Annotated in this window: 19 protein-coding genes and 1 pseudogene; 7 read left to right on the forward strand and 13 right to left on the reverse strand. The window is 55.3% G+C overall.

The features are described from left to right. The 3 genes and pseudogenes from GSQ82_RS00005 to GSQ82_RS00015 all read right to left on the reverse strand — a co-directional run. A pseudogene (locus GSQ82_RS00005) lies at positions 1–557 on the reverse strand (group II intron reverse transcriptase/maturase); the annotation flags it as partial. A 1,091-nt stretch (positions 558–1,648) separates the two neighbouring features. Continuing rightward, positions 1,649–2,485, reverse strand: coding sequence for an SDR family NAD(P)-dependent oxidoreductase (locus tag GSQ82_RS00010; protein ID WP_254061308.1), 837 nt, complete (start codon positions 2,483–2,485; stop codon positions 1,649–1,651). Positions 2,486–2,774: 289 nt separating this feature from the next. Then, a complete protein-coding gene (locus tag GSQ82_RS00015; protein WP_158789987.1) occupies positions 2,775–3,668 on the reverse strand; it encodes a helix-turn-helix transcriptional regulator in 894 nt (297 codons plus the stop codon). A gap of 157 nt (positions 3,669–3,825) precedes the next feature. Here GSQ82_RS00015 and GSQ82_RS00020 point away from each other — a divergent pair, with 157 nt between their 5' ends. The 4 genes from GSQ82_RS00020 to GSQ82_RS00035 all read left to right on the forward strand — a co-directional run bounded on the left by GSQ82_RS00020 (position 3,826) and on the right by GSQ82_RS00035 (position 9,844). Further along, on the forward strand, positions 3,826–4,770 hold the full coding sequence (locus tag GSQ82_RS00020; protein ID WP_158789988.1) for a cupin: 945 nt from the start codon (positions 3,826–3,828) through the stop codon (positions 4,768–4,770). Positions 4,771–5,066: 296 nt separating this feature from the next. Further along, a complete protein-coding gene (locus tag GSQ82_RS00025; protein WP_254061309.1) occupies positions 5,067–7,835 on the forward strand; it encodes a carboxypeptidase regulatory-like domain-containing protein in 2,769 nt (922 codons plus the stop codon). 114 nt (positions 7,836–7,949) lie between these two features. Next, entirely contained in the window at positions 7,950–9,074 is a 1,125-nt protein-coding gene (locus GSQ82_RS00030; RefSeq protein ID WP_158789990.1) for a sensor histidine kinase, read from the forward strand. Further along, on the forward strand, positions 9,071–9,844 hold the full coding sequence (locus tag GSQ82_RS00035) for a LytTR family DNA-binding domain-containing protein (protein WP_158789991.1): 774 nt from the start codon (positions 9,071–9,073) through the stop codon (positions 9,842–9,844). The genes GSQ82_RS00030 and GSQ82_RS00035 overlap by 4 nt, the downstream gene beginning before the upstream one ends. Here GSQ82_RS00035 and GSQ82_RS24620 read toward each other — a convergent pair. From GSQ82_RS24620 to GSQ82_RS00050, 3 genes are all read right to left on the reverse strand, one after another. Next, a complete protein-coding gene (locus tag GSQ82_RS24620) occupies positions 9,841–10,089 on the reverse strand; it encodes a hypothetical protein (protein WP_216846973.1) in 249 nt (82 codons plus the stop codon). The genes GSQ82_RS00035 and GSQ82_RS24620 overlap by 4 nt on opposite strands. A 358-nt stretch (positions 10,090–10,447) precedes the next feature. After that, positions 10,448–10,648: a cold-shock protein gene (locus GSQ82_RS00045; protein ID WP_158789992.1), complete on the reverse strand. Its 201-nt coding sequence runs from the start codon at positions 10,646–10,648 to the stop codon at positions 10,448–10,450. Between the two features lie 276 nt (positions 10,649–10,924). Then, complete coding sequence (locus tag GSQ82_RS00050; RefSeq protein ID WP_158789993.1) at positions 10,925–11,533, reverse strand: TetR/AcrR family transcriptional regulator; 609 nt, start codon at positions 11,531–11,533, stop codon at positions 10,925–10,927. Positions 11,534–11,630: 97 nt separating this feature from the next. Between GSQ82_RS00050 and GSQ82_RS00055 the strand changes: the two genes are divergently transcribed. After that, entirely contained in the window at positions 11,631–12,113 is a 483-nt protein-coding gene (locus GSQ82_RS00055) for an SDR family NAD(P)-dependent oxidoreductase (RefSeq protein ID WP_158789994.1), read from the forward strand. 132 nt (positions 12,114–12,245) lie between these two features. Here GSQ82_RS00055 and GSQ82_RS00060 read toward each other — a convergent pair whose 3' ends face one another. From GSQ82_RS00060 to GSQ82_RS00075, 4 genes are all read right to left on the reverse strand, one after another. Then, positions 12,246–13,325, reverse strand: coding sequence for an alkene reductase (locus tag GSQ82_RS00060; protein ID WP_158789995.1), 1,080 nt, complete (start codon positions 13,323–13,325; stop codon positions 12,246–12,248). A 141-nt stretch (positions 13,326–13,466) separates the two neighbouring features. Next, positions 13,467–14,213 (reverse strand): alpha/beta hydrolase, encoded by a 747-nt coding sequence (locus GSQ82_RS00065; protein WP_158789996.1) that lies wholly within the window; start codon positions 14,211–14,213, stop codon positions 13,467–13,469. A 131-nt stretch (positions 14,214–14,344) separates the two neighbouring features. After that, positions 14,345–14,644, reverse strand: a complete 300-nt coding sequence (locus GSQ82_RS00070) for a putative quinol monooxygenase (protein WP_158789997.1) — start codon at positions 14,642–14,644, stop codon at positions 14,345–14,347. A 56-nt stretch (positions 14,645–14,700) separates the two neighbouring features. Further along, a complete protein-coding gene (locus GSQ82_RS00075) occupies positions 14,701–15,255 on the reverse strand; it encodes a carboxymuconolactone decarboxylase family protein (RefSeq protein ID WP_158789998.1) in 555 nt (184 codons plus the stop codon). 102 nt (positions 15,256–15,357) lie between these two features. Between GSQ82_RS00075 and GSQ82_RS00080 the strand changes: the two genes are divergently transcribed. Next, the gene (locus tag GSQ82_RS00080) at positions 15,358–15,930 is read left to right on the forward strand and encodes a TetR/AcrR family transcriptional regulator (protein WP_254061310.1); all 573 of its coding nucleotides are present in this window, start codon (positions 15,358–15,360) and stop codon (positions 15,928–15,930) included. 312 nt (positions 15,931–16,242) lie between these two features. Here the strand turns inward: GSQ82_RS00080 and GSQ82_RS00085 are convergent, their stop codons facing one another. Then, the gene (locus GSQ82_RS00085) at positions 16,243–16,473 is read right to left on the reverse strand and encodes a helix-turn-helix transcriptional regulator (protein WP_254061311.1); all 231 of its coding nucleotides are present in this window, start codon (positions 16,471–16,473) and stop codon (positions 16,243–16,245) included. 109 nt (positions 16,474–16,582) lie between these two features. Between GSQ82_RS00085 and GSQ82_RS00090 the strand changes: the two genes are divergently transcribed. Then, complete coding sequence (locus GSQ82_RS00090) at positions 16,583–19,012, forward strand: P-loop NTPase fold protein (RefSeq protein WP_158789999.1); 2,430 nt, start codon at positions 16,583–16,585, stop codon at positions 19,010–19,012. 424 nt (positions 19,013–19,436) lie between these two features. Here GSQ82_RS00090 and GSQ82_RS00095 read toward each other — a convergent pair whose 3' ends face one another. Beyond that, on the reverse strand, positions 19,437–20,597 hold the full coding sequence (locus GSQ82_RS00095) for an IS481 family transposase (protein WP_158790000.1): 1,161 nt from the start codon (positions 20,595–20,597) through the stop codon (positions 19,437–19,439). 157 nt (positions 20,598–20,754) lie between these two features. Next, a complete protein-coding gene (locus GSQ82_RS00100) occupies positions 20,755–21,735 on the reverse strand; it encodes an SDR family NAD(P)-dependent oxidoreductase (RefSeq protein WP_158790001.1) in 981 nt (326 codons plus the stop codon). Positions 21,736–21,770: the final 35 nt, after the last annotated feature.

Below are 21,770 nucleotides of genomic sequence, written 5' to 3' on the forward strand. Positions count from 1 at the left end.
TTTTTCACGAGCGCGTAAGACAACGCATCCAGCGCCTTATGCTGACTGCGCCCCGGACGAAAACCATATGAGAAGCCGAGGAAGTCCTCCTCATAGATGTTATTGAGGATGGTGACTACCGTGTGCTGGACGACCTTGTCTTCCAGTGCGGCGATCCCGAGCGGACGCTTCCGTCCGTCGCCTTTCTCGATGTAAACCCTTCTCGATGGAAGTGCCCGATACGCACCGCGATGCACCCGGCTGTGCAGATCGGCAAGCCGACCCTCCAGCCCGGCTTCATACTCCTGCCACGTCATCCCATCTACGCCAGGTGCAGCCTTGCGTTTCAGAGAACCGAAGCTGCTCCTTAGCAGATCGATTGTGACGTGGTGGAGCAGAGCGGTGAACTTCCTCTCCTTGTGTTCCCTTGCTGCTTTCCGCACACCCGCCAGCCCCTGTGACACGCAAGCCCCGCTCTGTGTCGGGCGCGTGCTGAACTGATGGGTGTTCTCCTTGATCAGCGGCCTTCCCTCCTCACTCTCCGCCATCGACTGCTCGATTTTGTTCAAATGATTCATAGGTACTATGCCGCTGTCCGACTCCTCGGGGACGTTCATGCGGATATTGCGGCCTAAGCCTTCACCCGCCGTCCTGCTGCTGGTTGGTAGCAGGCGTCTCCGAGGTCTCCCGGTTCTCGTGCATGAAGCTTCCAGGCGTGTCTGGGGTCTACGACTACGCAGGACCGGACAGGAACTCGCGATATCGCTCCCGCCCGTGTTGCCTTCCGCCAATGCAAAAGCGTCAGCGTCCTGATTGCATCTTTTCGAAGCTCAATACCCAGCCCACCTGTACCCCTGTTTACGCTTCGCTGATCACCTCGCGGTGCCCAACGCAAAACTCGGGGCCGAGCGGTTCGCTACTCCTTTCTCGTAGGACTCTTGCATTCCCTGCTTCATGCCGGTTTATCCCGGCGCACCGCATTGGCGATTTTGCGGCAACCCGCAATAGCCTCGACATGGAAACGCATTTGTCAGGACCGAAACCGCTTCTGCGGAGTAGACGACGGCGCGAAGATCCACGGGTGGGCTCCGACAGCTATACAAGCCTTGAGGTTCTATCTGGACTTCAGGTAAGCTGCAGAGCTTTCCAGACTAGGGAAGACAGTTCGAGCGTTTACATTGAGCTGGTCGAGTTCTCGCAGCATACGTTCCTTCGCATAGGCGGTGTCCCTGCTGAGAAGTAGACTCGGGAATCTTCACCAGGACGGGTAATCCTAAAGGAACGGGAGACCGGCCATGGTCACGCTGAGATGCCCGCAAACTCCGTCCGCCACTTTACCTCTTGGAGGACATTCCTGCTTGATCTCTGCGGACAGCTAATCAGGCATCCGAGGAGCATCAGTGCAAGCTCTCGGAGATCCTGCAACTGCCATGACGATTGAGGCACAAGTTCGACGTTGGGTTGTTACCGGCCTATTCCCCAATCATGCGCAGCTCAATCTCTCGTCTGTGAGAAATATCCCAACGGCAACACATGTCATTTCATTCTGAAGGGCTAGAGAGTGGCAAGCCCGATTGGTAGAAGATCATTTGCTACTTGCCCTTCGGACATACTTCTAAGCCCAGCCCCTCAGAGGTGACATATTGGACAGGGTGCCAAATGCGTAAGGCTAAACGTTGTTGGCACTATCGCCGCCCGTTACATCATACGTAGCGCCTGAAACCATTCGCGCGGCATCCGACGCCAGGAACACGACAACGGGCGCCATTTCTGCCGGGTCGATCCACGGCACGCCCAAAATTGATTTGCTTTGCAGTGCCTTGCGAGCCGCTTCTTCGTCCACGGCTTTGTCTCCACTCGGTGTGCGACCTGCGACCTGAAGAGCTTGCTCATACCGTTCCTCATGACGTGTAAGCGCTGTGTCAATGAGTCCTGGCACAAGACAATTCACCGTGATGCCATGACGGCCCAGTTCGATCGCAGCAGACTTCATTAAGCCGATGATGCCCCATTTCGAAGCTGAATAGGCCGAACCATTCAAGGTGCCATGGCGGCCCTGTGTTGACGTTGTCATGATGATTCGTCCATGTTCCTGCTTCACCATGTAGGGCGCGAAGGCTCGGAGTGCGTTCGCCGTGCCCGTTAAATTCACATCGATCTGAATGTGCCAGTCGGGATCCTCCATCTCGAGCAATGGACGAAACGCCTGAATACCGGCATTGGCGAAGAGAATGTCAATGCGGCCAAACTCCGTGTTGATATTCTCTGCGGCTCTACGCAATGAGGGGAGATCGCGCTGGTCAAGCACAAAGCTTCTCCACTGGACGCCCTCGCTCTTGACCATTTCGCCGGTCTGATCGAGTTCTGCGCGGGTGGCAGGTTCTACTCCCGAGCGCGGATCGACGACCGCGCAAATGTCGATCCCGATGACGTTAGCGCCACTATGAGCAAGCGCCACCGCTGTCGACCGGCCAATCCCGCGTGCAGCTCCGGTTACTATGGCCACCTTTCCGTTGAGAATCCGTCCCCAGGCCTCTGTTCTTGTTTGTGACATTTGCCCCTCCAAGTTTCTCGTGAGTGAAACCGCACCGAGCGCCGCTGAGCCAACCGCTAGGAACCCTCTGCGCGTAACGGATGATCCCGTCGTTAGCTGTTGCTTTCCATTTGATGGCATAAGCGCCTCCCCTGTCTGTTCTTAACAGTTTGGAAGAGCGAGGACTGTTCGGCTTTCTCGAAAGACGTATCATTCTGGATTCTTCCGATCTTCTTCTAGACGTGGATATGCGAGACAAGAATTAAGATTCGGAAATGCTGAGCGACGAGCGGAAGCGCCCTGGCGTCATCCCTACCAGCTTGCGAAAGGTTGTGATGAACTGACTTTGACTGGAGAAGCCACACTGCATCGAGATCTCGATGAATGGCATATCGGCTTTCTTCAAGAGTTCCTGAGCGCAGGCAATGCGGCGATGGTTGACGTATTGATGCGGAGTGAACCCGGTGGACTCCCGAAAGAGACCGGCGAAGTGCTGCGGGCTTAGCCCGACCACCTCCGCAAGGGATTGAATCGAGAGATCGCGTTCCAGATCAGCTTCGATGTACTCCCGCACGCGACGTTCGCGGGCGGGACCCAAGCCACCAGTGGCATAGGCTGGCTCGCCTTTCCGTACGCTATAGGCACGCAACAAGCGGACGCACAGCGTCGTAACCGCTGCCTTTGCTACCTCACTATTTAGCTGTCCACCCTCGGATTCCAGGTAAAGCGAACGGGCGAGTTCCTCGATGAGCAGATCTCGCACCAGATAGGTGGGCTGAAGTTCTAAGGAGTCCTGCTGTAAAACATCCAAGGCAAGCCGTCGGAGAAACTCTTCACGGATGTAGATGTGAATCAACGCTGCTCGCCGCTGCCAAAGGGTTTGGTGTGGAACTCCTGCAGGGATAGCGCTGACTGCGTTTCCAATAAATTCCTTGCTTTGGCGGAGCTTTCCCGTTGCACGCCACTCGGCATGCATATGAGCTGGCTCAAGCCCTACCGTGACTTGAACGCAATCATGTACATGCTCGTGCCAGGTACTGCGCGGCTGCTTGGCCGCATAGACGCTGAAGCCCTCTCCCTCGAACCAGAAGTGATCGTCGGGGAGCGGATCATTCGCACCCACTAAAATCATCCGCTCCTGCGGTCGCTCAATCACAGTCTAAGTCGCTCTCCAGTAGCTAAAGTGTTTCCAGTCTGAAGAATCCAAAAGCGCCGGAAGAACTAAAGATACAGGATCGTCTCTCGGCAGCGAGACTGTATCTGAGGTTGGCCGATGCAACCAACGACTTCACCTCGTGCTAAAGGAGAAATATATGAATACTGCCATTTCCGCAAAGGCGATCCCAACTACAGCTCTCACGCAGGAAGCCGAGATTTTTGAGTACAGCAAAGCTGCCGACCCAATCACTTCCGGCGCGACGCCTCGAATCCCTGTCAAGACGTTCTCTCCCGATCTGTATGCTGCTGGAGCTACGCGTGTGGTGCCGCTCGATCTAAGCAAAGAGTTGAAGACCGACTATCCTGTGACAGGTCCGAGCGTGTTGGCAAGCTTCGTTCGTATCCAGGCCGGTGAGTCGATTACTACTTCGACGGATGCCACGAGCGAGTTCTTCTACGTCATCAAGGGCGGGGGCCACACCGAGACCGAGGAGGGAACCATCGAGTGGAGCGAAGGAGACATCTTCGCGTTGCCCGGCATGGCCGCCGTCCATCATGCCGATGCCGATACCGCCTTTTACATGGTCAACGACTCTCCGTTGCTCGCATATCTTGGTGTAGAGAAATCGAAGAGCCGTTTCCAGCCGACGCTATACACACGCGCCAGGATCATGTCTGAACTGGAGATGGCGAAGAATGATCCCAACGCAGGCAAGCGCAGTCGCGTGAGCGTGCTCTTGGCGAATAAGAACTTCGATCAGACGCTCACGATCACGCATACGCTTTGGTCCATGTTTGGCATTGTGGCACCAGGTACGCGGCAACTCCCGCACCGTCATCAATCCGTTGCACTCGATTTCGCTGTCGAAGCAAAGCCTGGCGTATACACCTTGATCGGGCCAGAACTCAATGCAGACGGCTCCATCAAGGACACCATCCGAGTGGATTGGGTAAAAGGCGCTGCGTTCGTGACTCCCGCAGGTTACTGGCATGAGCATGTCAATGAGTCCGGTGAGGACGCCTATGTCATGCCCATTCAGGATGCTGGTCTGCATTCCTACCTGCGTACGCTGGACATACAGTTCTACCTCGAAGACTAACTCTGTTTCTATCTCACTGCTGTGGGCCTATATCCAGGCCCACAGCATTTTTACTTTGCGCTTCAACTGACTGACCCGTCGTCTTGCTTATTAAACACAAAATATAAATCAGGCAGGGAGGTCAAGCTATTGACCCGTTCCATCAGATGCGAAGAAGGAACGTTACCGGTATGTTCTCCGCTCGCTACCCGCCGCTCCCTGCATTGCCCGTTGATTGACTGCAAAGCAATGGATAACCTGCACAGCTTGGTCGAGATTGGTGCAGAGGATCCGAGCGCATGCGGGGCACAGGACCAATGGAGCGAAAATTAGGCAGACAATGGAAGATCGCGGCGATCCTGGGTGCCGCTCTTCTTCCTGTCTGCGGATTTGGACAGGAACCGTGCAGGGCCGGTGTTCGTATTGAAGGAGGGGTAACCGATCCTACTGGGTCGGCGATCGCTGGAGCCCAAGTGCAGGCAGCCAGTGGGGAAAAGACAACGACTGACGCGGCGGGACGCTTTGTTATTCCATGCGTTCCGACCAATTCAGGCACGATCACATCGCACGCTGACGGATTTACCCCAGCTACGGCTGCAGTCGGTAGCGCACCCGGAGGTGTGGCGCACGTCGATATCCAACTGGCGATCGCACCGGTAGAAACGGATGTGCAGGTGACTGCGGATCCGACCGCGATGGATACCGATAGCGGCGCAGGAACACGAACTCTCTCCACCGAAGATATACGACAGCTTCCCGACGATCCGGACGACCTCCTTTTGCAGCTTCAGTTGCTCGCCTCGACTGGGGGAGGTGGCTCTTCGGCAGCCACGGTTGTTGTTGACGGATTTCAGAATGGAAGCGCAATGCCACCGAAGAATTCCATTGCTTCGATTCGAGTGAATCCAGATCCTTTCTCGCCCGAGTACGAACGCTCTTCCTCCGATGGTGGCCGGATCGAGATCACGACAAAGCCGGGAGCGGATCTATTTCACGGAGCACTCTTCCTGACTGACAGTGACGGGAGCTTCAACGCAACCGATCCGTTTTCCGTCACCGCAACTCCGGCGGGAAAGCGGCGGTACGGATTTGAGCTAAGCGGTCCGGTCCTGCGAAAGAAGAGCGGGTTTGCTCTCGCACTAGAGAAACGGGACATCGATGAGTTCAACGTAGTTAACGCCACGACATTGGACGCGAACGGGAATATGGCTCCCTTGCAACAGACAGTCTCGGCTCCACAGAGGCTCTGGATCGCCTCCGCCCGCAACGACTGGCAGATATCGCCCAAAGATGTTGCAACCATCTCCTATTCAGCCAACGTCAACAATCTCGGCAATCAGGGTGTCGGCGGCCTTACGCTGGCTGAAGCCGGCTACTCCAGTCTGGTGAGCGAGTACGATCTTCGGCTGACCAACGTGACGACTCTGAACGCAAATCTATTGCATGAGACCCGTATCGGCTATTCGTGGAAGCGGACGGAGCAAACTCCACTTTCGACAGCTCCATCGCTGCAGGTAGCAGGATATTTTCTTGGAGGTGGCGCCACGAGCCAGAATCTGAACGACCGCGAGCGCGATCTCGAAGTGGATGACGATGTGATGCTGACACGAGGGAACCACTCCTTCAAAGTTGGTGCTCAGTCTCTGGGTTTCTTCGTGCACAACTATGACCCGGATACGTTCAACGGTGCCTATGTCTTCGGCGGCGGTAGCGCCCCATCGCTCGATGCAAACAATCACCCAACCGGCCAGACGACAACAATCACAGCGATCGAGCAATACAGACGCGCTCAGTTCAATCTTCCGGGAGGAAACCCCACCACCTACCAGTTAACCAGCGGCACACCGCTGGTTCCGTTTACACAACGGCGGCTGGCCCTATATGCGGAAGACATTATCAAACTGACTCCAGGTCTTACGATCGCAACAGGCTTGCGTTATTCGTTTCAGACCAGTCCCAGCAGTTTCGCCAACTTCGCGCCTCGTCTCGGACTTGCCTGGTCGCCTGACAAGAAGGCCACCTGGGTCCTCCACCTGAGGGCCGGGCTGTTCAGCTCCCCCGTGAGTCTCAGCTATCCCACTCAGGTATATCGCTTGAATGGTATTCGGCAGCAGGAGACGCTGGTCTACTCGCCAAACTATAGCAACCCGCTGACTCCAATCCCGGGATCAATCGCTGTGGGCACCAGGTGGCAATTTCAGCGGTCCTACGAGCAGACTCCGTCGGCGCAAGTGCAGATCGGAGCCGATCATGACCTTCCGCATCATTGGCATCCCTCTGTATGGTTCACCTGGGCAGATGGCTGGGCAGACTCCCGGGCGGTCAACATAAACTCTCCCTTGGTGACCAGCAGCGTTGGTGTTGCGCCCGACCCTACAGCGGCCCTCCTGGCTCCGCGTCCCATCACACCGAACGAGAATATTCTTGAGTCCCAGAACTCAGCTCATACCTGGGGAACCGTCTTCTGGGCTGGAATCGAACAAAAGGGCTACAAACGGTTCACTCTCAACCTGGGATATTGGGGCGTCAATTTCAAATCCAATGGAGGGTATGCTTCAGCTCAACCGCAGTCCACTTACACCAACAAGGGAGAGTCGTCCCGGCCAGACTGGCAGTCGAGCGGCGCTTTAGCAGAGAGCGATCTGAAACTTCCGGGCAAACTTGAACTGTCAGCGCAGTTTTACTTTCATACAGGTATTCCCTACAACATCACCACAGGCACGGACGCGAACGGAGATGGCAACTTCAATGATCGCCCTTCGTATGCTTCCGCTCCGGGAGCTGGTGTCTACAGCACACGGTTCGGATTGCTCACCTCGAACACTGTCAATGGCAACGTCCCACGTAATCTCGGATCGATGCCGGCCGTCCTGCATACCTATGCGAATATCAGCCGGATCTTCAAACTCAATCCGCAGGATGCGGATCATGCGAGGACTCTGACATTCAATGTCCGCAGTGCCAACGTCCTGAACCATACCAACGCGAGCGCGGTGGGTACGGTTGTCTCTTCACCGAACCTTGGACAATCGATTACCGCAGAGACCGCTCGGAGGGTGGAACTTGGGGTGCGCTTAGCCTTCTAGGGAAATTGCAACCTACCGTTCAAGATGGGCTTCGTCATCGCAACGGCGTATCCTGCGAGACAGGAAACCTGGTCCGCGGTTGAATTTCGCCGCAAGTCATGGTGAGGATAAGTTATGGCAGAACATGATCCCGGCTTAGGTCGTGTAGCGCCCTTCACCACGCTGCACGCGCGGGGTGTTCTGGCGGTACTGGCCGTGACAACAGTCTTTGCCGCCTTTACGGCGAGCGAATGTCACAACTATCTGACATCGAGACTGGCTGGTATTTCAGTCTTGCCTTCGCTCCTGTTTGGTCTCGTGATGTGGATCTGGTGGGGAGCAATCGCCGCAGGGTTGTGGATGTGGGCACGCTTTCGACCGGCAATCCTGCGTTTCTCGACGCGGAGCTTTTTGCTCCACCTCATCTCGGGTAGTGCTCTGGCAGTTCTTCATCTCTTTTTCTTACAACAGACGTTACGAATTGCTGGGGATTACTGGCCAGAGTGGGGTTCAGCTTATGCCGCGTTGAACTATCAGACGCTGCCCCGGTTCGGAATTGATCTGGCCCTTTATGGATTCGTGTACGCCATATCCGCGGTTCTCAATATGCAAACCGAGATCCAGCAAAATACAGTTCAAAAGCTGGAGCTGGAGAAGCGACTCTCTCTGGCACAGCTTAAGGCGCTGCAGATGCAGATGGAGCCTCATTTTCTTTTCAATACATTAAATGCAATCACAACGCTGGTAGACCTGAGACGAAACGAGGAAGCATCAGGCACTTTGGCGCACCTCAACACTATCCTGCGTACGACTTTGCAGAGACGCGCTCCGGAGAAGGTTCCCTTTATTGAAGAGTTGAAGGTCATTGAGAGCTATCTGGCGATCCAGCAGGTACGTTTTGCCGACCGGCTTCATGTCAGGATCGATATCGCGCCTGAGGCACTCGACGGACTTGTTCCATGTTTTCTTCTGCAGCCAATCGTGGAGAACGCGGTCCAGCATGGGATCGCGCCGATGAAGGCTGGGGGGCTGATTGAAACACAGGTGAAGCGAGTAGGCGATACGTTGTGGATGCAGGTGCGGGATAATGGCGCGGGGCCAGAAAGCCCTCTCAGTAAAGGACACGGGATAGGAATTCAGAACACACGCGAGCGACTGGCCTTCTTCTACCCCGGGACACATCAGTTCGTCGCGACATCGCCTGAGGGCGGAGGGTTCGAAGTCACAATTCAGATACCGTACGAGAGCGTTATTGCATGAGCCTGCGGACACTGATCGTCGATGATGAACCTTTGGCCCGGGAACGTCTCAAGTTCTTGTTATCGCCTCAGAAAGATATCGAGATTGTTGGGGAATGCGGCGATGGCGAGGAGGCAGTTACCTATCTCAAGGCGCAGCCTGTGGACCTGGTGTTCCTGGATGTTCAGATGCCCATGATGGATGGCTTTGAGGTGGCCGAGAAAGCGGGTTTGCAGCAGCTTCCCGCAATCATTTTCATAACGGCATACCAGCAATATGCAGTTCGTGCGTTCGACATTCACGCGATCGACTACCTTACCAAGCCGGTCGAGCCCGAACGCCTGTTGGTTGCGCTCGAACGGGTCCGCCAGAAGATAGCGTCGAACGCGGCGCTACTGACTCAAGCTCAGTTTATGGATATCTTGAATGCGCTTAGGGTTTCAACGAAAGAGTCGAAGCTCTATCTCTCTCGTTTGCTTGTGCGGGACGGTGCTAAGGATGTGCTGATCGCGGTGAAAAAAATTGAGTGGCTCGAATCCGCTGACTACTATTGCCGGATCCATAGCAACGGCAGAACCTATATGCTGCGAGAGACCTTATCGGATTTGAGCGATAAACTGGACCCGACTCAGTTCATTCGAGTTCATCGATCTGCGGTCGTGAATCTGGACTACGTACGAGAGATCTATCGGGAAGGGCGGGTTGACAGCTCTATAGTCCTTGCCAATGGTCAGCGAGTGAGAGTCAGCAGGACTGGACGTGAAAAATTGGCTGAAATTGGCCGATCCTAGAACCTTCGATTGGTTTGAGCAGGGAAGGGATTGCAGCGGGTGATCTTTTGCGTAGTGAAAGTCGTATCCTCTGTGTAGGGCCCCTCATCCGGTGTTCCAGCTCGTCCGGCCGCAGAAACTTCCAACATTCGTCCGTAGCCCTGACCGCGTGGCCCCTTCAGTTCGTCATTGGCGAGCGGTGTGATGATGATGCAGGGGCTGATCATGTTGACCCTTGTGCCACGTTTGCCCCAACGCACAGCCATTTCTTCACTCCTCTTTCGAAGATGCCGATCTTACGAATGGGCAGCCTAATCCGCCAGGATCACGGAGATGAAGCCGCGATCGATTCGCAGGTCGGGTTCGCTCACGAAACTTAGGACCGTTCCAAAAAGGAATGTCGTTGCTATGGACAGCCGAGTACCCTCGCACTTGACCTGCGATCAAGTTCGGTTCGTTCCCGCCCAACACTTTCAAAATAGGCGCTTGCGAGAAGGCCTGCGAAGCAAAGCACGGCAACCACACTACAGAGTGCGCCACTTCACCGAAGGGAAACACCGGCACAGGGCAGAAAGGGGACAGCCTAAGCTGTCCCCTTTCTGTGTCCGAATCCGTTATCAGATACTAGAGCGGCTGAATGTCTGCGGCCTGCCAGCCCTTGGGTCCCTTGACCACGTTGAACTGTACGGCCTGTCCTTCTTGAAGGCTCTTGAAGCCACTGGAGACGATCGCCGAGTAGTGAGCGAATACGTCCTCGCCATTCTGACGGCTGATAAAGCCAAACCCCTTAGCATCGTTGAACCACTTCACTGTTCCATAACCCATCCTTTGTACGTTCAAATTACCGTCGAGATCAAAAGTCGGGTGCCCAACCTTCTTTCACAGGGCCAACAGTTCTCTGCTTCGGTGTGGAAAGAATAGCATCAAGGTCAGCTTCGAGCGCAATAGTTCTAGCAGTCAACGTTTCACGAGCACGGTCGGGTCAAATGCGATCCTGGCTTGTATCGTACGATCCAACCGCGGAGTTGGTTGGCCTCAGTCTTCAACATGAGCGTTGGCACGGCACTGATCACCACCGCAACGCGCTTTTGTGAGGAGTAATCAGCGCCGAGCGCGGACTTTATCCAGGGCTTGCGCTGATGCTCCATGTCCTTCGAGGAACTGATCGTAGATGGTGTCAACGAAACGTTCGTCGAGCGCACCTGCCCCCAGGAGCAGGCGGTAGTAGAGAGAGCCGTACAAGAGATCGATTGCAGTGTCGATATCAATGTCGCTTCGGAGAGAGCCTTCCGCAACTGCCGCCCGCATGATCTGATGAACACCTTCACGGCGTGGATTGACCCAGCGCTCCCGAAATGCGATCGCAAGCTCGGGATCGGATTGAGCCTCAGCCACAAGAGAGCGGATGAGATTCCCTCGGGAGCTCCGAAAGAAGGCTGCCTGCAAGTCAAGCTGTTGCCGAAGGCTTTCGATCGCGCTGCCGGCTTCTGGGAAATCAGTCTCGCTTCCGATAAGGACAAGGAGCGCATCCATGACCAAGGCTGCCTTATTTGGCCAGTGCCGATAGAGAGTCATCTTTCCAACACCGGCTTCTGCAGCGATCTCGTTCACACTGACAGACCGAAAACCTCGCTTTGTCACAAGCCGCAGGGCTGCCTTGAGCACTGCATCATGTGCCGCCTGACTCCGCGGTCGCCCTATCTCGCTCAATTTAGCGTCTCCTCAAAAAGAAGTGCATCCTTAACGATACCGAGGGTATCATATCTTCAAATGGATTCGATACCTTCGGTATCGTTAGGGAGACTCAATGGAAAAAGTAGTCCTCGTCACTGGCGTTAGCAGCGGACTTGGCAAGGCATTTGCCACTGCCTTGCTTCAGGGAGGCTTCAAAGTAGTTGGTACCGTAAGAAAACAGGAGGCGGTGCGAGAGTTCGAGGAGCTCCGACCCGGGTCGGCATTCGCACGCGTTCTCGACGTGACGGACGCACCGGAACAGCTCGCTGTAGCAGTAGCAGAAATCGAGCAAAATGTCGGTCTGGTGTACGCGCTCATCAACAATGCTGGCTACGGTCATGAAGGAACGCTGGAGGAAAGCTCGATGGATGAGTTGCGCCAGCAGTTCGAGGTAAATGTCTTCGGCGCCGTCGCCATGATGAAGGCTGTTCTTCCTCACATGCGTGCACGGCGCGAAGGCCGAATCCTCAATGTGACCTCAATGGGTGGCCTACATGTCGAAGCCACGATCGACCTTGTGACTACTGTGAAAGCTCTTGCTGCAAAATCTAGCTGATCATTCTCGTCTGGCGGGCACCAATCCAGGAGCATCCTAACGAGATCGGCGTTTCTCGTTACATATGGCTGCGGACGGTATACAGCGGACAGATTCGAACAATCGCGCCCGCACATTCTGATGCCACACGGTTCAGGAAAGCGTGGGATAGCTCGTGTAACCAGCAGCGCCCCCGCCGTAGAAAGTCGTTGGATCGGGTTCATTCAGCGCGGCTCGGAGCTGCAGGCGCCTGGGTAGATCTGGGTTGGCGAGAAAGGCCCGACCGTATGCGACAGCGTCGGCACGCCCACTCCGCAGGGCTTCCTCTCCCTTAGGCCCGTCATATCCACCATTTACAACGTAGAGACCGTTCCAAATTGTTTTGAGGCGAGCCGATAATGCGACAGCCTCGTCGGCGCTCCCTTTGCTGTCCTGCGCTTGTTCCACGACGTGGAGGTAACCGAGCCCAAAGTCGTTGAGCTTTCCAACCGCGACGGAGAAGGTGTCGAGTGGATTGTCGTCGCGCATGTCGTTGAAGTCGACGGTCGGAGAGATTCGCACACCCACCTGCTTGCTGTCCCAAACTTCGAGCACCTGTTCGACTGCTTCTTTGAGAAAGCGTGCTCGATTTGACGCAACACCTCCATATTCATCTGTTCGCTGGTTCGTTCCTGTGCGGAGAAATTGATCGATCAAGTATCCATTCGCCGCATGAACCTCGACCCCGTCGAAACCTGCTTCTTTCGCGTTGATGGCGGCCCGCCGGTAGTCTGCCAAGGTTCTTTTGATTCCGCTAGCGCTCAAAGCGACTGGCTCCGAAACCTGTGCGGAACCCGTGGCGATGTGCGTCTGCGCGTTGCCACGGATTGCCGACGGAGCAACGGGCTGCGCGTTGTTTGGCAACAAGGACGAATGAGAGATTCGGCCGACATGCCACAACTGAAGGAAGATTCGGCCTCCGCTTTGGTGAACGGATTCGACGATTCGGCTCCACGCCCGCACCTGTTCTGTGGAATGAATCCCTGGAGTGTTGCTGTACCCTTTGCCCATCGGCGAGATCTGCGTCGCCTCGGTCACGATGAGTCCAGCCGAAGCTCGCTGCGAGTAATAGGTCGCCGCGAATTCGCTTGGCACGCCTTTGTCGTCTGCGCGGGTACGCGTAAGGGGGGCCATGAAGACACGGTTTGCCAGAAACAAAGAGCCTAGCTGAACGGGTTCGAAGAGGGTAGCCATGATTGTGCTCCAGTTGTTCGACAACGTAGTGGGTTGCTGTGATGGGCCGGAGATGAAGAACCATGGTCAGGTTCGAAACTGCCGCTCGGTTCCTGCGCCGTAGACAAAGCGGCGCAGGAACCTCTATTCAAAGGACCGCCTTTACTTCGTGACAGCGCGGGCAGCCTGTTCGATCACATCGACCACGACGTCCGGGTAAGTGACAGGGATGGCATGCGAAGAGTTCAGCTCAATGACGGTAGAGTGGGCTCGGTCAGCTTCAAACTTGAACTCTTCCTGGGGGATGACGGGATCGAGCAGGGGTCTAATTTGCCAACTCGGCTTGTTCGTCCATGCAGCCGATGTCAGTCGGTCGTTGAGGGCTTGCAAGGCGATGGGGCGTTGGGTGGCGATCATCAGTTCGAGCACGTTCTCAGGCACGTCGGCGGCGAGGAGATAGCTGTACTTCTCCGCTTTGACGAGGAGATTCGTGCCGCTGGTTCCGTCGGGCAAGGTGTACGGGATCAGATCGACGGAAGAGGCAAAGTCGCCGCCCGGGAACCGTTCGAGACAATCGTTTGTGGATTCTCCGATACCGGGCATAGGGGAGCCCGCGTAAATAAGGGCCTTGACCTTGGGGTCGTCCCCGGCCTGGGTGATGACAGCCCCGCCATACGCGTGGGATACGAGAATGACGGGCCCATCGATCGTGTCCAGTAAGCTGTGCAGGTAGGCTGCGTCGACGAACAAGCCCCGCAAGGGATTGGAGAAGACCTTGACCGGGAAACCGTCGCGCTGGAGCCGCTGGATCACGCCATGAGTCCAGAGCGATGAGTCTTCGACGGCGCCGTGCACCAGCACAATCGTCGGATTAGATGAGTTCTCTTCTTTTTGCGATTGAGTGTCCATGATGAGTTGTTCTCCTTGGTATAGTCCGTTGTGGTTTGCCTGCTAGCGATGAGTGCTAAGCGATATCAATCCCGCTCCTGGGTCGCGGTCCTACAGCGCTTCGTCTCACGACGAAGCGCCTTCCCAAGACCTCACTTCTGGGCAACCACTTGAAGTCGATAAACGTTAGGAGCCACAGAAAACAGTTCCTCCGCCTTCTCCACGAGTTCCTGCCCCGCCTCGCCATTCAAATGGGCTTCGCGGGCAGCTTCATCATCGAAAGTGTCGAAGACCCGATAGACTCCAGGCTCGCCTTCGACTTTCGTCGCGTGCCACGACAGCGTTCCAGGCTCTTTTCTCACCAGAGTGGCCTCCTTCTCCAGAAACGCCTCGACTTCCGATTCCTTTCCCGGTTTAGCCTTCAACTCAACAAGCAATGCGAACTTAGCCATTTCGATATCCTTTCTTGAACGGTGGTTTGATTAATGGTTTCCGTCAGTGCAAGGCTTTAGGCTTCAGACTGAAATGCCGGATCGAGTTCCGTATGGGAAATGTGATCCAGGTAATTGCTCATCGTCTTGAGGGCGACCCCGATCAGAACCTCAAGCACCTGATCCTTTCTGTACCCGGCTGCGAGAAAGTTATCGAGGACCTGCGCGCTTACGTGTCCGCGTTCCGTGACGATCTCCTTGGTGAGCGCGATAAGCGCCTGTAGCTTCGGATCGGACACGGGCTCGTTAGCCCTCACCCCCGAAACAACCTCGGACGGTACATGCAGGAAAGCCTTCAGCACCGTGCTGTGTGCCGCGATGCAATAACCACAGCGATTCTCAACGCTGGCGGAGAGCAGGATGATCTGGCGCTCGACCGCACTCAGGCTGCCCTTGTCAAAGACTTTCTCCAACCCCATATATCCTTCGAGCAAAGTAGGAGAGTTCGCAAAAACTCCAAAGAGGTTCGGGATGAACTTGAAGGACTTCTGGACATTTTCCAGGAGCGGACGAGACTTCTCGGGGGCGGTTTCAAGGTCAACCGGACTGAACAGGGCGACTTGCGTATTCATGTGCTGTATTCCTTTCATCAAGCCAATCTACAGACAGACATGTCTGTCTGTCTGTAGAAAGAGTATAGACAGACTGGTCTGTCTTCTGTCAAGATAAATCCGATGAATTCACAAAAACAATCCGATCCGCGCGAAAGAATCCTGGAGGCCGCCGACCGGCTCTTCTATACAGAGGGCGTACGAGCGACCGGAACTGAGAAAATCATGTCCGTCTCCGAAGTTGCGAAGGCGACCTTCTACCGGCATTTCCCGAGCAAAGATGATCTGGTGACCGCATATCTCGAATATCGCGACCGATCCTTCTTTGAGTATCTCGATAGCCCAGCGCCGCCGGAAGATATCCACGAAGCTTTGGTCAGAATCGAACGGGTGGTAAATCGAGCTGACATCATCGGATGCCCGTTCCTTCGGATCGCCTCCGAATACCCGGATTTTGCCCACCCCTTCCATCGCATAGCGGTCGAACACGAAAACAAGTTTCTTGCCTATCTCATCAATTTGCTGAAGCCCTTCGCCTTCGACAAGAGAACAGTGGCTGCGGCCTTACTCAGCGTCGTCGATGGTGGCCTCACCACCAGAATGCTCTATGGCACTTCGAGGGAGGTTGCTATTCTCGCGCCCGCCGAGGCGGTACTCAAAAGCTTTCAGAGCGTGCGAACTCAGCGCCGCAGTTGATGGCTGTCGTTATGGAACCGTAAGCGAGCCAGCAGGAGCGGTGTGGCTTCAGACCAATATCCGAGTCACAGACCAACGTGAGTTGGTACTGGAAATATCGGCTTCTCCTCAGCTAAGCTCAAATGGAGGAAACGGCGTTTACCGGGACTGATTGTGGTCTGCTTCGGTCGGTTTTGTGTCCGCGATCTCCCGTTCCCAATGCGAGGCGCCTGGGGCACCCATTTATACACTTCCATGGCACCCAGGCCCCGCCGCCAAAGTCAGAATCCTCCGCTTCAAAAATCTTCCGCGATTCCGGCATGACCCTGGCCTTCAAAAACCACGTTTGAGGTATTCACCAGGGTTAGCCCCGACAACTCGCTTGAAGGCCTTACTAAACGCAGCGTCGGACTCGTAACCGACCAACCGAGCAACGTCTATGAGCTTTTTGTCACGCTGTTCGAGTAACTGCATCGCCTTCTGCATCCTCCACTCGGTTACGTATTCCAGCGGTGTTTGTCCGAGTAGCTCTTTAAAACGCGCTGCGAATGCGGAGCGAGACATGGCCGCCGCCTTTTGAGGAAAATCGCCGCTCCAACGCAGCCTGATTTACTCTCATTGCATGCACATAGACTACGGCGGGGTAGTTCTGCAAAACGAAGCGGATGTGGAGATGCGAATCGTTATCCCACTTTTGCAGGGTTCGCCGTATCTTGATATTCCCGAGCCGTTCATCAAACCCAAGAAGTACCTTGCGCCGACCCCGTTTAATCGGAAAGCTGGTCTCACTTCCGGGGGATTTCCTGACTTCAGTGTATGGATACGGAGCTTCCCGGTCTTGATTGTGGAGGCGAAGCCCCCCGACGTTCCCGTCGAAGTCGGTTACCACGAGGCGCAGATGTATGCCGCCTACCTCAATCAGAACTACCCGACCGGGATCAATCCCGCACATTTCGTTTTTGCCACGAACGGCGTCGATTTCATGGCCGGTTGTTGGGACAGCAAACCAGCCATTTCCGGGAAAGTGATCGACCTTCTCCCGCAGAGCACGGTGACGGTAGAGTTCCAGAAGCTCTGCGGCCGCTTGATCCTCGAAGACCACGCTCATAAGTGCCTTCTGGCGGCAAAAGCGAAACGGTTCCTCTTACCCTACAACCTTGCGGGTGGTCAGGCGCTGCTCAGAGCAACTGTCAACCTGAACCAGTTTGCGGCTCCTTTAGCGCCCCTTCTTCAGCGTTACTTTTCGTCCTCCAAGCAATCCAGCATTAAGGAGATTGTCGAACGGGCATATGTCAGTTCCGACGAAGTGACTGAATACGACCGCATCCTAGAGTCACTCTTGAAGGAACGTGTGTCCGCACGACGCGGCAACACTGTTGAATACCTGCACCCGGAACGGGGTGGGGAGGAGAACTTCCAGCGATCTATCTCCATATTCGCAAACGACGAAAACCTGTCGCGGTTGGATCGGCGCGAAGGCCATTTGCAGCTGATACAGGGCGCAGTCGGTAGCGGCAAATCCCTGTTCATGGAGCGTTATAAACAGACGCTGCAGCCGAAGGCCGCGAAGGAAAAGACGAAGTGGGCGACCGTTGACTTCTTGGGTGCACCAGTGAGCCTCGTCGGAGCTGAAGACTGGCTCTGCAGGACATTTATTGATTCATTCCAAATCGACAACAGGGATATCGACTTTTCCGATATTTCTGTGCTTCGCGGAATCTATTCAAGGAAGCTTCAGCAGAAGAAGCCCATCTATGCTGAGTTGGAGAAGGCGTCAGCTGAGAAGGCAGCAATCCGGCGGGCGGAAGACATGTTGGAATGGCAGGATAACGCGGAGGACACTACTCGCGGCATAGCCGAATACATCATGGGCAGCAGGCAAGAGGCGTTAGTCGTAGTGATGGACAACGTTGACCGGCTCGACCGCGACAACCAGCTAGCAGCCTTCCAGCTCACGCTATGGTTCTTGAACCTGACCCGCGCTTTCGTAGTTCTGCAGATGCGCGATGAGACGTATGAACGTTACAAGGATAGGCCTCCTCTCGACACTTACAGGACGGGGGTTGTCTTCCACATCAGCCCGCCCCGTTTCATCGACGTCGTGAAGCGCAGACTCGAACTCAGCATAGAGTACCTTTCGAAGGAAGCAGGCAGAGACAAGACCTACGAGATCGAAAGCGGCATGCGTATCCGTTATTCGGTTGAAGAGCTTCAGAATTTCCTGACCCGGCTCTACAACGCGCTTTTTGACCGCAACCGCAACATCTCTCGCGTGCTTGAGGCCTTGGCTGGCAAGGATGTACGGCGCGCATTGGAAATCTTCGGTGCAATCATCACGTCTGGCTACCTGAGCACTACCACCATCGCTTCGAACACGCTCGGTAGCGGTGACGTGTGGCTCAAGGAGCACACGATTCTGCGCATACTGATGCGCACGAATCGACGGTTCTTCAGCAAAGATAGCGGCTTCGTTCAAAACATCTTCGCCTACGATGATGCTTGCGAAAAGCCCGACAATTTTCTGCTGATCGAGATCCTCTTCTACCTCTTCAAGAACAAGAAGACCGTTGGCCTGATCAATGTAGAGGGCTACTTCACATGCACGCAGATTGCAGATGCCATGCAGAAGATGGGGTACGTTCCAGATGATGTATTCCTAACGCTCAGACATCTTACGCGGACGGAACTCGTGGTCACAGACCGCATGAACACCACTGACCTAATCTGGCAGGATTCAATCCGCATTCTTGCAGCTGGATGGGTTCACCTACGTCTGTTGAGCGGTCGCTTCGAATATTTATTTGGCTGCATCCCGACGACCCCGATTCGCGATCAAAAGACTGCGCAGCAGTTGGCCGATCTTTTAAAGATCGAAGCCGAGCGAGGTGAACTTCTGTTTTACCAGAAGTTACGCGCAGTTGAGATCTTCTTTGAATATCTCTGGCACGAACGGCAGGCGGCAATAACGCCATTCAATGATGGACCTGAGTCAGGCGCGGAGTACGTTCTTGGCCACATTCAGGAATCCATCGAGGCCACGAAGAACCCCCTCAAAGCTCGCACCAAGAATAGGGTTGAAGACATTCTCGATTTCGAAAGGTGAACTTTGCCTATCTCGCTGCAGCATTGCTTGCCAAACTGGTGATAACAGTCAGTATGGAGTTGACACGGTCACTCCATATCAGGCCAATGCGCTCATTGACGGTTTATAGGAAGTGATCCGACGCCTCTCGCAGGTTTCGGTGGGAGGGAAGGCGGTTCTTCTGGCATGGCATCCTAACATGAGCGAAGCGGGACAGTGTTTACGTTTTAGACCGGGGAGATGGTTTACAAGCCCCTTGCGGAGGAAGTGGCTCTGGTTCAGGGTTATGGCTGGCTAGGCCCGGTCTTAATAAGATATCTCGTCGCCGTCGAAGCGTTGGGAATGTGGGAATCCCGCAGGGATTTCCAAGAGGAGTGGGAAGAGTGGAAAACCGGCTGTATGGTTTTCCATGCTTTCCACTCCTCGGCATTTCCAACGCTTGCTTTCAAGGGCGAAGCCCGGGCCGAAATCGCATGTCGTCGACATTGAACTCGCCGACTTCCAAAGAGCAGAAATACACTCGGTAGAAGTTCTCCTCTACTTTTTCAAGCGCAATATCTTCACCACGGAAGACCTCGCTGATAAAGACCCTGCTCTTATGCCAACTGATGTCTCCCGCATCGTTCACGCGCCGTGTCTGGAAGTGAGCTGGGTACTGATGAGCCTTCGTGTACCGTGGCAGGAGCCGAGAGCTCGGGACGTAAATGCTGCCTGGAGTCTCGTTCCCCAAAGCTTCATGAGGACGCTCATGGTTGTAGACGCGAACGAACTCATCGAAACGCTTCTGCTGCGCATGGAGTGTTTTCGCCGACGGGTTGGTCGTATCCTGCTTGAGCGTGCGGTGCATGCGCTCATGGCGGCCGTTCTGTTGCGGCTTGCCTGGCTGAATGCGCTCATGCACGATTCCAAGTCGCACCCAGCTCAGCGACAACCGCGAAAGCCCCATCACACCAAGTCCAGAGAACGGATTTCCGTTGTCCGTGCGAATCCGTTCGGGAACACCGTACTCGCGCATGGCGGCCTCGCAGATCGCAAGGACGTGCGCAGTATCCATGCGAGCCACTGCCTGACAACGGATCAGATAGCGACTGTAGGCATCGGTGATCGTGAAGGGATCGCATCGGTTCCCGTCGCCAGTGCGGAACCATCCCTTGAAGTCCATGCACCATAGCTGGTTCGGAGCGGTGACCTCGGCGAAGGGCTCTGAGTACGGGGTCGTTCTACGTCTCTTGCGAACAGGGTTGGTGAGTCCCGCCCGGCGCAGAATCTGACCGACGGTGCTTGCCGCCGGCCACACGACGTTCGGGTTCATCTTCTCCAGACGAGCCTTCAGCTTCCGCGCTCCCCAGGATGGAAAGCGCTTGCGCAATGCAAGGATCTCGTTCTCGACCTCCAACGACGTTGCGTGAGCACAGCCGTGGGGCTTGCGCGAAATATCCAGCAAGCCTTCCGGCCCGACTTCGTTATATCGCTTGATCCACTTATATGCGGTTGGGCGAGAGATGCCGTACTCGTGGCACAGGTCCGTAACAGACATCTCTTCCTTCTGATAACTCGATAAGAACTGCAAGCGCTGATCCACAATACGACTCTCTTTCCAAGGCATGAACGTATCTTCTTGCGTTCAACCAATGCTTAAGAGCCCTCAGACCTCCGTATCTGTAAACGATGTCTCCGGTCTTTCGTGTAAACCATGTCCTCGGTACCTACTAACAAAAGCCCCCTCGCATATGGCGAGGGGGGCTGTTGGTTCTCTCTGCTGTTTACGCGAAGCTTTCGCCGACCACTTCTTCACTCTTCTTCCAGAGTGCGGCAGCATTTTGTGGGTCGAGAGCGTAGCCTCGCACTCCCTCGTCAAGCATCCCCAGCGGGGCGTCATCTGCGACGACGTCACTTACGTGGCAGTTCTCGCAATATCGTCCTCCTACCGCTTCGGCAGGTGCAACGACCCCAGCCCATACCGAAGTGGCGGCTCCCTGGGGAATCGTTTTGAACTCAAACGGTCCTTTGCCTGCCGCCGCCGCCTGTTCATTGATCTGCTTGACCATGTGTTCCAGGCTGCCCGGATCCATGTGGCGGCCAAGCTCGGTCATGATGCCACCAGGATGCACGGCCGTAGCGCGTACGCCGCGATTACGATGACGGCGATCGAACTCCACTGCAAATAGGATGTTCGCGGTCTTCGAACGCCCGTAAGAGACGAACGGTTCGTACGGCGTCGTTTCAAAGTTAGGATCGTTCAGGTCCACATTGCTGAAACGGTGTCCTGAAGACGAGAGGTTGACCAGGCGTCCGCCGTCCTTGATCAGCTTCGCGATGCGGTTCACAAAGACGAAGTGGCCGAGGTGGTTCGTTCCGAATTGGGTTTCGAAACCATCCTCTGTCTTCCCGAGCGGAGTCGCCATGACGCCGGCGTTGGCGATGATGACATCGAACAAGCGGCCATCCTCAACCAGCTTGTCCGCTGAGGCGCGCACGCTCTTTAGGCTGGCCAGATCGAGTTCGATCAGCTCGAAACTCACGCCGGTCTCCGCCGCGGCCTTGCTAACCTCCGCTGTTGCCCGACGTGCTTTCTCCAGATCACGCGCCGCACCAACAACATCTGCGCCATGCGCCACCAGCGTACGTGCGGTCTCTACACCCAGCCCCGCAGATACACCGGTCACCAGGATCCGTTTGCCCTTCAGATCAACCCCTGCAAGGACCTCTTCTGTCGTTGACTCTGCTCCGAATTTCACTGCCATGCTGTACGCTCCGATCACAAATCTTTTGACACAGG

Origin of the sequence: Granulicella sp. L60 (assembly GCF_009765825.1) — a bacterium.
Taxonomy (GTDB): domain Bacteria; phylum Acidobacteriota; class Terriglobia; order Terriglobales; family Acidobacteriaceae; genus Edaphobacter.

Coding starts and splice junctions, on each gene's coding strand:
- GSQ82_RS00020 (WP_158789988.1), top strand. CDS start 3,826: ATGAATACTGCCATTTCCGCAAAGGCGATCCCAACTACAGCTCTCACG.
- GSQ82_RS00025 (WP_254061309.1), top strand. CDS start 5,067: ATGGAGCGAAAATTAGGCAGACAATGGAAGATCGCGGCGATCCTGGGT.
- GSQ82_RS00030 (WP_158789990.1), top strand. CDS start 7,950: ATGGCAGAACATGATCCCGGCTTAGGTCGTGTAGCGCCCTTCACCACG.
- GSQ82_RS00035 (WP_158789991.1), top strand. CDS start 9,071: ATGAGCCTGCGGACACTGATCGTCGATGATGAACCTTTGGCCCGGGAA.
- GSQ82_RS24620 (WP_216846973.1), bottom strand. CDS start 10,089: ATGGCTGTGCGTTGGGGCAAACGTGGCACAAGGGTCAACATGATCAGC.
- GSQ82_RS00045 (WP_158789992.1), bottom strand. CDS start 10,648: ATGGGTTATGGAACAGTGAAGTGGTTCAACGATGCTAAGGGGTTTGGC.
- GSQ82_RS00055 (WP_158789994.1), top strand. CDS start 11,631: ATGGAAAAAGTAGTCCTCGTCACTGGCGTTAGCAGCGGACTTGGCAAG.
- GSQ82_RS00060 (WP_158789995.1), bottom strand. CDS start 13,325: ATGGCTACCCTCTTCGAACCCGTTCAGCTAGGCTCTTTGTTTCTGGCA.
- GSQ82_RS00065 (WP_158789996.1), bottom strand. CDS start 14,213: ATGGACACTCAATCGCAAAAAGAAGAGAACTCATCTAATCCGACGATT.
- GSQ82_RS00070 (WP_158789997.1), bottom strand. CDS start 14,644: ATGGCTAAGTTCGCATTGCTTGTTGAGTTGAAGGCTAAACCGGGAAAG.
- GSQ82_RS00075 (WP_158789998.1), bottom strand. CDS start 15,255: ATGAATACGCAAGTCGCCCTGTTCAGTCCGGTTGACCTTGAAACCGCC.
- GSQ82_RS00080 (WP_254061310.1), top strand. CDS start 15,358: ATGAATTCACAAAAACAATCCGATCCGCGCGAAAGAATCCTGGAGGCC.
- GSQ82_RS00085 (WP_254061311.1), bottom strand. CDS start 16,473: ATGTCTCGCTCCGCATTCGCAGCGCGTTTTAAAGAGCTACTCGGACAA.
- GSQ82_RS00090 (WP_158789999.1), top strand. CDS start 16,583: ATGCGAATCGTTATCCCACTTTTGCAGGGTTCGCCGTATCTTGATATT.
- GSQ82_RS00095 (WP_158790000.1), bottom strand. CDS start 20,597: ATGCCTTGGAAAGAGAGTCGTATTGTGGATCAGCGCTTGCAGTTCTTA.
- GSQ82_RS00100 (WP_158790001.1), bottom strand. CDS start 21,735: ATGGCAGTGAAATTCGGAGCAGAGTCAACGACAGAAGAGGTCCTTGCA.